Annotated in this window: 13 protein-coding genes and 1 pseudogene; 3 read left to right on the top strand and 11 right to left on the bottom strand. The window is 67.9% G+C overall.

Features of this window, described 5'->3' with window-relative positions; genetic code table 11:
• Nucleotides 1-33 precede the first annotated feature (33 nt).
• Complete coding sequence (locus BJF87_RS16850) at nucleotides 34-618, bottom strand: hypothetical protein (RefSeq protein WP_075863591.1); 585 nt, start codon at nucleotides 616-618, stop codon at nucleotides 34-36.
• Nucleotides 619-776: 158 nt separating this feature from the next.
• Nucleotides 777-980, bottom strand: a complete 204-nt coding sequence (locus BJF87_RS16845; protein WP_006359048.1) for a cold-shock protein — start codon at nucleotides 978-980, stop codon at nucleotides 777-779.
• 335 nt (nucleotides 981-1315) lie between these two features.
• On the opposite strand from BJF87_RS16845, the gene BJF87_RS16840 reads away from it, so the two are divergent.
• Both BJF87_RS16840 and BJF87_RS16835 read left to right on the top strand, forming a co-directional pair.
• Nucleotides 1316-3643, top strand: a complete 2328-nt coding sequence (locus BJF87_RS16840; RefSeq protein WP_035754739.1) for a DEAD/DEAH box helicase — start codon at nucleotides 1316-1318, stop codon at nucleotides 3641-3643.
• Entirely contained in the window at nucleotides 3636-4187 is a 552-nt protein-coding gene (locus BJF87_RS16835; protein WP_075863590.1) for a hypothetical protein, read from the top strand. The genes BJF87_RS16840 and BJF87_RS16835 overlap by 8 nt, the downstream gene beginning before the upstream one ends.
• Before the next feature lie 10 nt (nucleotides 4188-4197).
• Here the strand turns inward: BJF87_RS16835 and BJF87_RS16830 are convergent, their stop codons facing one another.
• The 9 genes and pseudogenes from BJF87_RS16830 to BJF87_RS16790 all read right to left on the bottom strand — a co-directional run bounded on the left by BJF87_RS16830 (nucleotide 4198) and on the right by BJF87_RS16790 (nucleotide 11294).
• On the bottom strand, nucleotides 4198-4569 hold the full coding sequence (locus BJF87_RS16830; protein ID WP_035754737.1) for an Rv3654c family TadE-like protein: 372 nt from the start codon (nucleotides 4567-4569) through the stop codon (nucleotides 4198-4200).
• A pseudogene (locus tag BJF87_RS16825) lies at nucleotides 4566-4966 on the bottom strand (TadE family type IV pilus minor pilin). The gene BJF87_RS16830 and the pseudogene BJF87_RS16825 overlap by 4 nt, the downstream one beginning before the upstream one ends.
• Nucleotides 4966-5181, bottom strand: a complete 216-nt coding sequence (locus BJF87_RS16820; RefSeq protein ID WP_075863589.1) for a DUF4244 domain-containing protein — start codon at nucleotides 5179-5181, stop codon at nucleotides 4966-4968. The pseudogene BJF87_RS16825 and the gene BJF87_RS16820 overlap by 1 nt, the downstream one beginning before the upstream one ends.
• Before the next feature lie 124 nt (nucleotides 5182-5305).
• The gene (locus BJF87_RS16815; RefSeq protein WP_075863588.1) at nucleotides 5306-5680 is read right to left on the bottom strand and encodes a VOC family protein; all 375 of its coding nucleotides are present in this window, start codon (nucleotides 5678-5680) and stop codon (nucleotides 5306-5308) included.
• A 54-nt stretch (nucleotides 5681-5734) separates the two neighbouring features.
• On the bottom strand, nucleotides 5735-6349 hold the full coding sequence (locus BJF87_RS16810) for a type II secretion system F family protein (protein WP_006359040.1): 615 nt from the start codon (nucleotides 6347-6349) through the stop codon (nucleotides 5735-5737).
• Nucleotides 6346-7212 (bottom strand): type II secretion system F family protein, encoded by an 867-nt coding sequence (locus BJF87_RS16805; protein ID WP_035754733.1) that lies wholly within the window; start codon nucleotides 7210-7212, stop codon nucleotides 6346-6348. The genes BJF87_RS16810 and BJF87_RS16805 overlap by 4 nt, the downstream gene beginning before the upstream one ends.
• Entirely contained in the window at nucleotides 7209-8447 is a 1239-nt protein-coding gene (locus BJF87_RS16800; protein WP_006359038.1) for a TadA family conjugal transfer-associated ATPase, read from the bottom strand. The genes BJF87_RS16805 and BJF87_RS16800 overlap by 4 nt, the downstream gene beginning before the upstream one ends.
• Nucleotides 8444-9502, bottom strand: coding sequence for a septum site-determining protein Ssd (gene ssd, locus BJF87_RS16795; RefSeq protein WP_035754779.1), 1059 nt, complete (start codon nucleotides 9500-9502; stop codon nucleotides 8444-8446). The genes BJF87_RS16800 and ssd overlap by 4 nt, the downstream gene beginning before the upstream one ends.
• A gap of 967 nt (nucleotides 9503-10469) precedes the next feature.
• Nucleotides 10470-11294 (bottom strand): oxidoreductase, encoded by an 825-nt coding sequence (locus BJF87_RS16790; protein WP_262339040.1) that lies wholly within the window; start codon nucleotides 11292-11294, stop codon nucleotides 10470-10472.
• A 409-nt stretch (nucleotides 11295-11703) separates the two neighbouring features.
• Between BJF87_RS16790 and acs the strand changes: the two genes are divergently transcribed.
• Nucleotides 11704-13647, top strand: coding sequence for an acetate--CoA ligase (gene acs, locus BJF87_RS16785; protein WP_035754730.1), 1944 nt, complete (start codon nucleotides 11704-11706; stop codon nucleotides 13645-13647).
• The last annotated feature ends 93 nt before the right edge of the window (nucleotides 13648-13740 follow it).

The raw sequence follows: 13740 nt of genomic DNA, 5'->3' as shown, positions 1-13740 counted from the left end.
TTTTCCCAGGTCAGAACGATCTAGAAGAGATCGCTAATGTATGTCCGCAGGTGGCCAATCCGGCACCGCCGCTGCATTCGGCGGCGGACCGACGTATTCGTGCAGACGAACGAGACGACGGTGGCCGGCGATGCGAAGTGCAGGTGAATGACCCCGCGTGCCGACCAGGGTGGGTGCGATCCCGACCCTCATCAGTGCGGTGGCGAGTGCCGCGTGGGTGTCGCGGGCGTGCGGGTCGAGACCGAGTTGGTAGCGGCCTTCGTCGGAGTGGCCGGAGGCGATCACCCAGAGCCGCAGCGCACGGTATGACGGAATCCAGCCGGTGGGCATCGCCTTGACCGCGCCTGCCGACCATGCCAGGTGAAGCGCGTCGAGTTCATGACACGCCGCGGTGCGGGCCAACGGGGTGCCCTCATCGGAGGTGGTGACCTCGGCGTCGAGACCGGAGGCCCGCATCTCCTCGACGATCTGCTCCGCGCGCCAGCGATCGCGGACGACGATCGAGACCCGCGTACCGGAGTCCGAACGGACGGCCTGACCGTGCGCCGCGAGCAGGCCCGCGAGATCGGAGTACGCGGGCTCCTCTGTCTCCGCGGAGAAGAACGACAACTGGCCCACAAGCCGAGATTAGGTGGTCCGGGTCCCCGAAACCGGTCTTTCCCGCGGCGGTTCGCGCCGCCGCTTCAGCGGCCCCCGGAAAACAAACCGCTCCCGTCTCGACTGAACGAGACGGGAGCGGTTGTCGGCAAGCTGCGTATGCAGTTGCGCAGGTGGTCTCAGACCGCGCGAACGCCGGTGGCCTGCGGGCCCTTGGTGCCCTGGCCGACCTCGAACTCCACCCGCTGGTTCTCCTCGAGGGTGCGGAAACCGGCTCCCTGGATTTCGGAGTAGTGGACGAACACGTCGTCGGAGCCCTCGTCAGGCGCGATGAAGCCGAAGCCCTTTTCCGCGTTGAACCACTTCACAGTCCCCTGTGCCATGTCTTGCAATCCTTTACATATCAACTGTCGCGACACGATGGGTCATCGCGTCGTGGCCGGTTGACCGCCATACTTCAAAGAGCCCCGCGAAGATCTGCTTCGATCCGCCAAACTAACCTCAGTACCACGGCTGCAACACGCTTGTCGCCCGCCTCGACGGGTTGCGAAAGCTGCGGCCTCACCCAGTCAATCATGTCCGGCCCACTTGCGATAGTCACATCAACCAAGATGAGCAAAAACCTCGCCAAACTTCAGCAGCACGACATCCATCGGTAACATCCCGACCTTCCCAGACCTCCCGCGCCGACACCACTTTGAAGAGTTTCCACCATAAAATGCAGTACTCCACATTCGGGACAGATCTCCTCGCAAGGTCCCTCGCAGGCACCGACCCCGACGAGTCCCCACTCACGCACCTGTCGGTAATCCCGTCGCGCCCTGCATCTTTCGCCGAGTGGCCGGAATGGGTGCCCACAGCACTCCTCGACGCGTACGCGGACAACGGAATAGAACGCGTCTGGACACACCAGGCCCGGGCCGCCGACGAAGCATTCCGCGGTAATCATGTCGCCATCTGCACCGGAACCGCATCGGGTAAATCACTGTCTTACCAGATGCCAATTCTTTCGACTCTGCTGAATGAAAAGAATTCGACAGCGTTATATCTCGCGCCGACGAAAGCGTTGGGCGCGGACCAGATCCGGGCGGTCTCCTCGATCATCGCCGGGCGGCCGGAGTTCGGGCACCTGCAGCCCTGCGCCTACGACGGCGACACCGACCCCGAGATCCGGCAGTGGGCGCGCGTGCACTCACGGTGGATATTCACCAACCCCGACATGCTGCACATCGGCATCCTCTCGCATCACGCCCGGTGGCGTCAGTTCTTCCGGCATCTTCGCTTCATCGTCGTCGACGAATGCCACCACTACCGTGGCGTCTTCGGCTCCCACACCGCACTCGTCATGCGCAGGCTCCTCCGGATCGCCCGTGCGGCCGGCGCGAATCCGACGGTGATCGGTGCCAGCGCGACGGTCGCGCAACCCGCGGAGGCATTGGGCCGCTTGATCGGTGAGCCCGCGGTCGCGGTGACCGAGGACAGCTCGCCGCGCGGTGAGCGCACCGTCGCATTGTGGGAGCCGGACTTCCTGCCGGCGGTGACCGGGGAGAACGGCGCGCCGGTCCGACGCTCCGCCGGCGCCGAATCTGCACGGTTACTCGCGGATTTCGTGGTCGAGGGTGCGCGGACACTGTGTTTCGCGCGCAGTCGGCGGGGCGTCGAACTGACGGCACTGTCGGCGCGGAACCTGTTGTCGCAGAGTGCGCCCGAACTCGAGTCGAGGATCGGGGCCTACCGTGCGGGCTATCTCGCCGATGACCGGCGCAAGCTCGAGAAGGCGATCTCCGACGGCGAGCTGCTCGGTGTCGCGACCACCAACGCACTCGAATTGGGCGTCGACATCAGCGGATTGGACGCTGTCATCGTCAGCGGCTACCCCGGGACGGTCGCGTCGTTCTGGCAGCAGGCGGGTCGGGCCGGACGCCAACGGGAGTCCGGGGACTCGCTGGTGGTCCTGGTCGCCCGCGACGACCCACTCGACACATTCCTGGTGCACCATCCCGACTCGCTCCTCGGCAAGCCGGTCGAGGCCACCGTCACCGACCCGGCCAACCCGTACATCCTCGGGCCGCATCTGTTGTGCGCCGCCGCAGAGAAGCCGCTCTCGGACACCGAGATAGACGCCTGGGATGCGCGGCCGGTGGCCGAGGACCTGGCCACGGAAGGCCTGCTGCGCAGACGGAAGTCGGGTTGGTACGTCGCCGCCGGCGTCGAACCGCACGCCGAGATCGACATTCGGGGCGGGATCGGCGGGCAGGTGTTGATCGTCGACACCACGACCTCGCAGGTCCTGGGCACCGTCGACACCGGGCGCGCGATGTCGACGGTGCACCCCGGCGCGGTGCACATCCACCAGGGCGAGACGTACCTCGTCGATGAACTAGACCTCGACGACGGCCTGGCGCTCGCACATCCCGAGGACCCCGACTGGACCACGTCGGCACGCGAGACCACCGACATCTCGATCACCTCCGTCATCGAGAGCCGTGAGTTCGGTCCGCTGACCGTGGCCTTCGTCGAGGTCGACGTGACGCATCAGGTAGTCGGTTACCTGCGGACACTGCGGACCGGTGAGGTGCTCGACGCCGTCGAACTCGACATGCCCGAGCAGACCCTGCATACCCGGGCGGTCATGTACACGCTCACACCGGAGGTGCTGGCCGAGGCCGGAATCGACGACACGAGGCTGCCCGGTTCCCTGCACGCGGCCGAGCATGCGGCGATCGGACTCCTCCCCCTCGTCGCGACGTGCGACCGATGGGACATCGGCGGCGTCTCCACCGACCTCCATCCCGACACCGGATTGCCGACCGTTTTCGTCTACGACGGGTACATGGGCGGGGCGGGTTTCGCCGAGCGCGGGCACTCTGCCTTCCTCACCTGGATCAACGCCACCCGGGACGCCGTCGCGAGCTGCGGATGCGAGAGCGGCTGCCCGTCGTGTGTACAGAGCCCCAAGTGTGGCAACGGCAATGATCCGTTGGACAAAGATGGCGCAGTGACCGTCCTCGAACTGTTGTCTCGGCAATACTTGGCTCATGCATGACGAGGCATCCGATCGGGGGATCGGAACGAAGCGGCTGGTGTCCCGGCCCTCGCGCGCCTTCTTCCTGCTTGCCCGGCCCACCCAGGACACCGACAACCTGCCGGCCTCCATCGGCGAACGCGACGTGTTCTTCTCCGAGGAGGCGGCACTCGATGCCCTCGACCTGCACTACGGGTGGTGCGCGGCCCGGTCGGGCGGCTTCACCCCGGTGGTGACCACCGCCCAGTGGTACCTGCAAACCGCGATGATCGGCCCGAGGATCACGCCGTCGCTCGGCGAGGTGTACCTGGCGTCGTCCGACGCGCAGTCCGGCGAAACCTGGGCTGCTGCAGGCGGGTTCCTGACCGAGGGCGAACTGATCCACTGGTCGTCGTTCGTGCGGGCGGTTCGACCGTGGATCCCGCTGAACACCGGGACCGAAGCCTTCGAACTCGCCTACCGCGGCGACACGGACGTTCACTTTCACCAATTGTGGTTCGCCCCTATGCAATCGGTACGGGTGTATCCGAAACGGATCGTCGTCGACGAGGACAGTCGCGGGTAGCTCGACACCGCTACTCGACCGGACCGGCCCGCGCGGACGCCGTGGCCGCCCGGACGCCGAAGGTGCCCAGGTCGACCGGGACCCGCACCGACACGAGCACGTCCTCACCGTCCGTTCGGCACGCGACCACCTCGACCGAAGGCCGTTGTGCCGTCGCCACTGCACGCGCAGCGGTGCAGGGTTCGGACTCCCCCGCCACGTGATCTGCGGCTGCGGCCAGCGCGGACAGGTCAGCTGCCGACTGAGCGCGGTGACGGGCGAGCACGGCCGCGCCGACGTAGATGACCATGACGAGAACTGCCGCGAGAGCGGCGATCGCGAACGCGCCCAGCACCGTCGCATTGCCATGGTCATCTGCGACGAGACCGCGGACGGCCCTCACGGTTCGACGCCGGGCGCGAAGACCACCTGATCCTCGCCTCGCGGTTCCTTGGCGGCCACGGCCTGTGCCGACATCGTGAGGCCCGGCAACAACGCCACCGAGGTGCGCACCTGCGCGACGACACGTTTCCCCTGGACCGACACCAACACCACGGCCCGATCCCCCGCCATCCGCTTCGCGACCTCGCGCGCCGAATCGTCACCCGCTGCCGTCAGCCGTGCCGCCTCCCGCGCAGCTCGGTACAACGGATCTGGGCCGTCACGCCACCGATCGCTCCGACGGCGAGCAGCACCGCGACCACGATCGCAGCGACCGCGTATGCCGCCTCGACCGTCACCATCCCCGCCTCATCCCGACCGATCTCCGCAATCCGAATCCTCAGCGCACGCAAGCACATCAGCCCACCGAGGTGCTGAGAGCCTTCCCGATGATGCCGGTCAGCGCACTCACGATGTTGTCCCCGGTGATCACCGTGTAGAGGATCGCCCCGAACGCCGCGGCCGCAATTGTGCCGATCGCGTATTCCGCCGTGGACATGCCGTCCTCGTCGGTGATCAGCCGCGTGGCGTGCGCACCTGCACGATCGATGAGACGAGAAAGGTTGTGGGTCATGGGTTCTCCTGTCGGGACGAGCGACCTTCGAGTTCTGCACTACTTGGACGCATCAAAGCCCCGCTGGGATCCATCGAGTTTTCGACTCCGCACCCCTCGAGGGGTGGGTTTGCGAGCGGACACCTCAGGCGGACGACCAGACGCCGAGCTCGTTACCGCTCGGGTCGGTGAAGTGAAACCGTCGGCCGCCCGGAAAGTCGTAGGGACCGTCGACGATCTGACCTCCCGCCGCACGCACCTTCTCGACCGTTGCGTCGAGGTCATCGGAGTACAGCAGGACCAGCGGACCGCCCCGGGTGGGCGCCGAGTCGCCGAGCGCGAGGCCGCCCGCCTCGGGCGACCCTGCTCCTCCCGGCCCGACGATTCCCGAGTAACCGGGTCCGTAGTCGTTGAACTCCCAGCCGAACGCGCCCGAATAGAAGGTCCGCGCCGCAGCCATGTCCGTGACGGTGAGCTCGACGTAGTCGATCGCATGGTGTCGGTGTCCGGTGTCAGCCATGTCTCCAGTGTGCTGGTGGGCACCGACAGTTCGTGAGCACTTCCGCGCTCGCAGTCAAAACGCGCCGAGCACCGTCGACGCCAGACCGACCACTACCGGGACGATCCCGAGACAGATGAACGCAGGCAGGAAGCACAGCCCGAGCGGACCACTGATCGCCACTCCGGCGCGCTCGGCCGCGGCCAGCGCATCGTCATGAGCGCGGCGTCGAACATCGTCCGCCAGTTCCGCGAGTCCGCCCGCCAGTGACGAACCGGCTCGGGCCGAGCGTCTGGCCAGCGCCGCGAGGGCTTCGAGATGGTCGTCGGCCGACCTCTTCGCCTCCGATGAATCCTCGAGCAGCGCCGCCCATGCGGTGTCCGGGTCGGCACCGAGTTGCAGCAGGTCAGCGACACGCGCGAGCGGCCGGGCGAGCGACGGCGGGGCACGGCCGGCAACGACCGCCGCGGCGACACCCACCGGCAACCCGGCCCGGAGGCACACGGCGAACAGATCGAAGGCGGATGCCACGGCGAACGGATCCTCCCGCGGTGGACCCGCACCCAGCCATCTCGGCGAGCGGTCGGGGCCCGGCGGAGGGTCGACGACCCGGTACAGCCGCCAGCGCGGCGCGGGCCAGACCAGCAACCCCGCGGCCAAGGACGCCATCGCGATCGCCACCCCGGTCAACGGGCCAGCACTTTCCCGGTGATGCGTTCCGACCACGCGACTCCGGCGGCGGCCAAGACGGTTCCGACCATCAGCAGGACGCCGCCGAGACCACCGCCGAGGAGTACCTGGATCGGCCCGGCGCCGGTCGCCTGGCCCAGTGCAATACCGAGCAGGGGCAGACCGGCCAGCACCATCGCCGTCGCACGCGGCCCCGACAGGCCGGCACGTGTGCGGTCGGCGAATCCGCGGCGCGACCGCAGATCGGACCGCAACGCCGCCAGCGTGTCCACCATCGGCAGGCCGTACTGTTCGGCGGTCTGCCAGGCCACTCCGATCCGATGCCACGACGCCGCCCCCGACGCGTCCTCCGAACCCGGTGTCGGCTCCGGATCTGCGATCGCCGACCCACCGAGCGACGCTCGCGACGCCATCGCCTCGAGCCCATCGGCGATCTCCGAACAGCCACGACCACCGTCGGCCGTGCGCCGCCGGAGCTCGGCGACCGCAACCTCGCAGGCGTGCACCGGGGGCGCGCCGACCGAAAGTTCCGAGATCATCAGGGACAGCGCCAGCAGCAGGTCGTCCAACCGACGATCGAACCTCTTCTCCGCCTGTCGACGTCGTCGAATCCACATCACGAGCGCCACGACGATGCCCGCCGCAACCGCGGCCGAGAGCCCACCGAGCACCAAGGCCGCCACCGGTGCACCCGCGGCGAGAAACGCCATCCGATTCGACGATCGGGTGACGCGCGGCCTCCCCACGACGATCTGCAGGCGCTGCCAGGCCCGCGGCGGCGACCACAACAGGACACCGAACCCGAGGGCCACCAGGACCGGGGCCACCAGGACCGGGGCCATCGGCGGAATCCCGGACATCATGCCGACAGCCGGCGCGGACCAGCGGAGGTCCCGGGGTCGTCAGCGGACCGACCGCCGGGCGGTCGATGTCTGGCGAGCATCGTGTCGAAGAACGGTCGATGGTCGGTGAAACCACTGTCTCGCAACCAGATCGGCACGATGTCGACTCGCCCGTCAGGAGCACGCCGTACGACGCCGATCTCGACGAGCCCACGTGAACCGTCCGCTCGGCGCGCGACACCGAGCACCATCTGCAGGGCCGCGCCCAACTGGCTGTGCAACGCATCGCGACCCATCCCGCCCAGCGCGGCAAGGGCTTCCATCCGCGCCGGCACCTCGGAGGTCGAGTTGGCGTGCACGGTCCCGGCGCTGCCGTCGTGTCCGGTGTTGAGTGCGGTGAGCAGGTCGATCACCTCGGCGCCTCGCACCTCCCCGACGACGATCCGGTCGGGCCGCATGCGCAGCGCCTGCCGCACCAGCGCACGCACCGGAACCTCGCCCACGCCTTCGACATTCGCCGCGCGTGCCACGAGTCGAACCACTTGGGGATGGCGGGGCGCGAGCTCGAGGGCGTCCTCGACACACACGAGCCGCTCACGAGTGTTCATCTCGCCGATCAGCGCGTTCAGCAGCGTCGTTTTTCCGGAGCCCGTGCCGCCGATGACCAGGAAGGAGAAGCGGTGTCGGAGGATGTCACCGATGATCCCGACCACCTCTGCCGGGATGGCGCCGCCGGCGATCAGACTCGGCAGGTCCTTCGACGCTGCACGCAGCACCCGCAACGATATACAGGTGCCGTCGGCGGCGAGCGGCGGAATGATCGCGTGTAGTCGCACCGTGTATCCGCGCCGGCCGACGTCGGACAGCTGGCCGTCGACCCACGGTTGCGCGTCGTCGAGGCGACGTCCGGCGCTCAGCGCGAGACGTCCCGCCAGGCGCCGGACCGATGCCTCGTCGGGAAAGCGGATCGTCGCCGGCTCGAGTCCGCGTCCGCGGTCCACCCATACGTCGTCGGGACCGGCTACGAGGATGTCGGCGATGTCTGGTTCGGCGAGCAGTGCCTCCAGCTTTCCGGCGCCGGTGAGCTCCGTTTGAAGGAAACGGAGTGCCGCGAGGAGGTCGGTGTCGCCCAGGACACCGCCGGCCTCGGCACGGATCGCCTCGGCGATCACCGCCGGGCTCGGTTCCGCGGCATCTGAGGCCAGCCGAGACCGGACGCGTTCGAGCAGCTCGTCGTCAGTTCGATCGACTGTCACGCCGCTCTCCCCTGTCCTGCCACCCTCGAGTGGACGGCTTGGGCCGCACGTCCGAGCGGACTGCGGGGTCGGACGCGGAGCGGTCCACCCTCCAGCCGGACCGGAAGACGCGGGTCAGGCCGATACGCGGCGATCAAGGGGACCCCGATCGCGTCGGCGACCTGCGCGGGCCGCAGACCACCCGGTGACGGACCCCGGACCACGAGTTCGACGGAGACCTCGTCACCGATGAGCCGGCCGACCACCCGACGTGCCGCGGCGCAGCCACCGACCGACGGGGCGGAGACCAGCACGACGAGATCCGCCGAAGCGATCGCTGTACGGACGACCGGGGTGTCGGCGCGCGGAAGGTCGACCACCACAAGATCTCCGTGGGCCTGACCTGCGTCGATGACCGCGGCCACCGCGTCAGAGCCCGGCGCCCGCGTGGGGAGACGTTCCGAGGTCAACACCGCGAGACCACTCCCGGCACGTGGCAGGGCGTGGTGCAACGCCGTGCCACCGACGACGCCTCCGTCCAGCGACAGGTCCTGCCAGCGCAAGCCCGGGCGCTGCTCGATCCCGAGCAGCAGGTCGGCACCGGGCGCGACGTCGTCGAGATCGAGGAGCAGGGTGGACGATCCGTTCCCGACGCTGGTGAGAGCCACCGCCGCGGCCAGCGTCGATGCGCCGGCTCCACCATGTGCGCCGATCACCGCGAGGACACCCGCGGGCCGGCGGCGAGGTACGCGGACGTCGGTCAACGATCTGACCAGGCGATTCTCGTCAGACGGCAGCGCGGCCGCGTCGGTGGCCCCGAGGTCCATCGCCATCCGCCAGGTGTCGGCTCGCGGTTCCTCCGCACTGACGAGGATCAGACCGTCGCGACGCGGTGGATGTATCAGAGTGAGGACGGCGATCGCCGCCGGATCGGCCACCACGGCGCGGCTGGTGAGCCATTCACGGCGACAGTCGTCGGGCCGGGCGGCGACGGTGCGATATCCGGCGGCCGCCGCGCAGCGCGCGACGTCGTCATACAGATCCGGGTCGACGAGAACGAGCAGATCATCGGGCATGGCGTCGATGATGAGGCGGAGAAGGTCCCTCAGGAGCCCGCTCGCGGCCTCTGTGGACATCGTCGGCGGGCTGTGGAAAGAATCCACAGGACAATGGCCGAGCAGACTACAACTGGCAGTGAACGAATGTCCGCAAAGGCGGAGGCTGCCCCTAGATAGAAGACAACCCCGGCCAGGGGGGAGGAGGCCGGGGTTGTCGCGTTTCAGCCCCGGGGGGTCGGGCTGAAAGGCGCCGGTATCAGAACCGGGTACCGACGACTATACACACGGCTTCTGATTCTTTGCAAGTACAACAATCGTTCTTCGCAAATGTCCGTTCTGATCCTCGGGAGACCGACGAGGCTTATACACAGCGCTCCAGCTAACACATTTTCTCAAGGAAACTTGCAGTTGGTGAATCTCGGACATCCGGGCCGTCCGCCGGGGTTGCGGACGACCCCGAAGGTCGGATCGTCATGACGAACCCGGAACCCATCGGGACCCCGAGACCCGCGTCGCGACACGCCGGCCACCGCACGCCGCGCGCCGGACAGCACCGTCTCGGATCGCGAATACCCTGCCCCGCAGTACTTCCCGTCGATTCCGGGAAGTCGTTCAACATTTGGACACCGATCACTTGATGTGACCGCGATCACGGTGTACAACAGTGGTACGGAAGTTCGGAGGGCCAAGCCCGATCCGGAAGAGAAGGACCGAGTCCCCGCTCCGAGCACTTCCCAGCACGGGCGGCAAGCACCCACGCGGAGCACGCCGCATAAAGGCAAAAGCGTTGTGCGCCTGCGAAATCGCGGCAGGAGAAACGACCGCCACATTAGTTGCGCCACTGCCTTCCCCCCGCCGGCGAGGAGCCCGGGGAGAATGGCCTTGAAGATGGCCGCACGTGGACGGTACGGGCGACCTGACCCGTGTTCAATCGCCGAGGCGGTGACCACAACCCACCAAGCACGCTTGGTAACTTGAGTCCGTGCTACGCGGGCGGCAACCTCGTCGGTAACGACAGGGAGGCCGCCCGCAGTGTTGTCCGGGGTCGGTTCGAACTACCCGCCCGCGCCGCATCGGCAATCGACTTCGCCTCCGCCGCACCGGCTTCGAGCGCCTCGCAACAGAACACGAGCCAGTCCCGCAACCCGTCCGGACCACCCGAGGCGAAGGCCGCCGCCAGCGACCGATACTCACCCGCGCGCTTGAACCAGGTGACCTCCGGGACCCCCAGACAATGCGGGTCGAGTCCCGTCGCGGCGCCCACGAGCCTGGACACGGCACGCGCGACCACTCCGTTCGCAGTCGGGAAGGGCTGGAGCCCGAGAAGCTCGCCGTGCACCACCGCGGCGAGCACCGGCGCCGGCACCGACGTGGCACCGGTTATCAACTGCCCCAACAGATCGAGACGATTCGCCACATCCGTCTCGGGTCGCGGGCGGCCCAGCTCGTCGGGATTCGCGACGAGGTCGGCGGCGGCGAGCGTGTGCAAACGAGCGAGTGCCTGAGCAGGGGCGCGTCGGATCACGCCGGTGAGGGTCTCGAGCGATTCACCGTCGAGGGCCTGCGACACGCGCATCGCCCCCGCGAGAATCGGATCGTCGAAGTCCCCGTCGCGGCGTAGTTCCACGCTTCCGCCGTCGATCGCAGCCGACGACCGGCCCGCCCGCCACGACGCCTCGGTGGCCGTTTTGTCCCATCCGCGCAGGTTGGCGGGGTGCCGATGCACCGCGGACAGCGCGTCACGCGCTCGATCGGCAGCGTCGGCCACGCCGGGGAGGTCCAGCAGAGGAGCCAAAGGATCGTTGGTCACGCCCTGACGATAGTTGCGCGAACTCGTCGCGTGCTCCCCCGACCCCGGTCGGACCATACCCACGGCGCCTCGCTCCAACCCGGACATCGATGTAGTCCAACCGGTCGATGATCGAAAGGCCTCACGAACGAACCATGACGACACTTATTGTTAGTGATGGTTTCGAATATTCGCCCTCCGCCCATTCTTGCGGGCGCCTGAACAAGGCCGCGGTCATGCGTGAACAATGGGTGACGACCGCTCGTCGCGAAAGAGCCACCGCTCGTCGCGAATCGACCACGCTCATCGGAGCACCGGTACCCCGTTGCAACGTGGCGTGACTACGCTCACACCAGCGATCCGTCATCCCGTCGTGTCACCTTTACTCTGGGTTGATCCGCCGTCGAGAAGCGAAAGGCTCATTTCACTGATGTCCTCCACCACCGTCCAGGCGTTCCCGCCATCCGAAGAGTTCGCCGCGCAGGCCAACGCCAACGCCGAGATCTACGACCGTGCAGACGCGGACCGACTCGAGTTCTGGGCGGAGCAGGCGCGTCGACTCGATTGGGCCACCGACTTCACCGACACCCTCGACTGGTCGAACGCACCGTTCGCGAAGTGGTTCGTCGGAGGCAAGCTCAACGTCTCCGTGAACTGCGTGGACCGGCACGTCGCCGCGGGCAAGGGCGATCGCGTCGCCATCCACTGGGTCGGCGAACCCGGCGACACCCGCGACCTCACCTACAGCCAGCTGCTCACCGAGGTCAGCAAGGCGGCCAACTACTTCACCTCCATCGGCCTGCAGGCCGGCGACCGCGTCGCCATCTACATGCCGATGGTCCCCGAGGCCCTGATCTCGATGCTCGCCTGCGCGCGCCTCGGCCTCACCCACTCCGTCGTGTTCGCGGGCTTCTCCTCGGGCGCCCTGCGCTCCCGCGTCGACGATGCCGAGGCCAAGCTCGTCATCACCACCGACGGTCAGTACCGACGCGGCGAGCCCGCCCCCCTCAAGACCAACGTCGACGAGGCGCTGGGCACCGGCGACGACGCCGCGAAGTCGGTCGAGAAGGTCCTCGTGGTGCGTCGCACCAATCACGACCCCGACCTGAACTGGGTCGAGGGACGCGACGTCTGGTGGGAGGACACCGTCGACCAGCAGTCCGACGTCCACGAACCGGAGGCCTTCGACTCCGAGCACCCGCTGTTCCTGCTCTACACCTCCGGCACCACCGGCAAGCCCAAGGGCATCGTCCACTCTTCGGGCGGTTACCTGACCCAGGTCAGCTACACCTTCCACTACGTCTTCGACCACAAGGAAGGCCGCGACGTCTTCTGGTGTGGCGCCGACATCGGCTGGGTGACCGGCCACTCGTACCTCGTCTACGGGCCGCTCTCCAACGGCGCCACCGAGGTGGTCTACGAGGGCACCCCGAACTCCCCCAACGAGCATCGCCACTTCGAGATCATCGAGAAGTACGGCGTCACGATCTACTACATCGCCCCGACGCTGATCCGCACGTTCATGAAGTGGGGCCAGCAGATCCCCGAGGCCCACGACCTGTCGTCGGTCCGCCTGCTCGGCAGCGTCGGCGAGCCGATCAACCCCGAGGCGTGGAGGTGGTTCCGCGAGGTCATCGGCGGTGGCAAGGCACCGATCGTCGACACCTGGTGGCAGACCGAGACCGGCGCGATCATGATCTCGCCGCTTCCCGGCGTGACCGCGACCAAGCCCGGCTCGGCGATGAAGCCGCTGCCCGGCATCAGCGCGAACATCGTCGACGACCAGGGCAACCCCGTCGGCGCCGGCGAGCAGGGTTATCTCGTCCTCGATCAGCCGTGGCCGGCGATGCTGCGCGGGATCTGGGGCGATGAGGAGCGCTTCCGCGACACCTATTGGTCGCGTTTCGCCGAGCAGGGCTGGTACTTCGCCGGTGACGGCGCCCGCTACGACGAGGACCACGCCCTCTGGGTCCTCGGCCGCGTCGACGACGTGATGAACGTGTCCGGCCACCGCATCTCCACCGCCGAGGTCGAGTCGGCCCTCGTCGGGCACTCCGGTGTGGCCGAGGCCGCGGTCATCGGCGCCGCCGACGAGACCACCGGCCAGGGCATCGTCGCCTTCGTCATCCTCCGCGAGGGCGTCGAGAACACCGGCGACGAGCTGATCGCCGAGCTCCGCATGCAGGTGTCGGTGGAGATCTCCCCGATCGCCAAGCCGCGCGAGATCAACGTCGTGCCGGAGCTGCCCAAGACGCGTTCGGGCAAGATCATGCGCCGCCTGCTCAAGGATGTGGCCGAGGGTCGCGAGCTCGGCGACACCTCGACGCTCGTCGATCCGTCGGTGTTCGAGGCGATCCGCTCGAAGAAGTCCTGACGCTCGCGAGCCCGCTCCTCAGGGAGCAGGAACGACTGCGTCGATGCGCCGCCGGTGACAAGTTCACCGGCGGCGCATCGGGCTCTCGGCGGA

The organism is Gordonia sp. CNJ-863 (genome assembly GCF_001942325.1).
Taxonomy (GTDB): Bacteria; Actinomycetota; Actinomycetes; order Mycobacteriales; family Mycobacteriaceae; genus Gordonia; species Gordonia alkanivorans.
Note: the sequence above shows the minus strand (reverse complement) of the source record. Positions and strands in the feature narration are given on the sequence as shown.